At 50.3% G+C, this 998-nt stretch carries 2 protein-coding genes; both read left to right on the plus strand.

The features are described from left to right. Nucleotides 1-180 precede the first annotated feature (180 nt). The gene (locus GTGU_RS23360; protein WP_038163574.1) at nt 181-483 is read left to right on the plus strand and encodes a hypothetical protein; all 303 of its coding nucleotides are present in this window, start codon (nt 181-183) and stop codon (nt 481-483) included. After that, nucleotides 480-998, plus strand: a 519-nt coding sequence (locus GTGU_RS24100) for a hypothetical protein (protein ID WP_051857445.1), incomplete at its 3' end; no start/stop codon positions are given. The genes GTGU_RS23360 and GTGU_RS24100, both read left to right, overlap by 4 nt.

Here is a 998-nt window from a genome sequence, read left to right on the forward strand (position 1 = left end):
AGCTGAAGTTAAAGGTATTGCCGGAATAGCGATTAAAACAGGAGTGGAAGATTTCGAAATAATCCCGTTTGAACAGTCTGTAACTGACTGATTAATTCTCTTTAAACATAGCGTCAATTAATACGGCATGCCTGCCGGGGCTTCGTACGCCCGCAGGCAGCCAAAAGCGATGAGGTTTATATGAATAACTATGTAATCAGTAATGCCGTTTCTGATGTGCTGGCAGAGCGCCAGCGCCAGCAATCAGTAAAGGGATTCAGTGTACAGCAGGACGATACTTATATTGAGGGCGAACTGGCTGCTGCGGCCATCAGCTATATCGAACCAATGGAAGCTGGAAATTACTGGCCTGCTGACTGGCCCGCTGCCAGCTTCAAACCGTCTGGCTATCGCCGAAACCTGGTGAAAGCCACCGCACTCCTGCTGGCCGAAATCGAAAGGGTAGACCGCCAGAAACTGTGTGAAGAGGAGCCCACAAAATGAGCAACATCACCAGAGAAGAGATTGAGCACTATCTGCAGGCGGCAAAAATGATTCAAACCTGCGACGTCGATAAAGGGAAACACGTCACTGTTACACCTGAGCACATGATTGAAATAGCGCGTATCGCGCTGGCATCGCTCGAAGCGAAACCTGTTGGATACTATCGAAAAGGCGGTGACGGCTATTATCTTTCCAGCCCTACAGAACAGAAACAAGGAACCACTCCGCTATTCGCCATCCAGCCAGCGCCAGCACTATGGCTGTCTGATTTAAGTAATCGCTTTAAAATGCGGGTGCCGTCCACCACCACGCCCGCCCGTCCGAAACCAGTGTCTTCCAGTGTGCTGCATGATTTTTATGTTGCCTGGGCTGCATGGCTGGATAACGGCGCTGTGGGTGATGATTTCAGTCGCGATGTCGGGTTGTGCATAAATCTGTTTGACTGGTGCGACCATCATGGTCTGGATTCAGAACCGGCGCTGTATGAGATCCATGATGCATTTACAGCCGCCGGA

Origin of the sequence: Trabulsiella guamensis ATCC 49490 (assembly GCF_000734965.1) — a bacterium.
Classification (GTDB): Bacteria; Pseudomonadota; Gammaproteobacteria; order Enterobacterales; family Enterobacteriaceae; genus Trabulsiella; species Trabulsiella guamensis.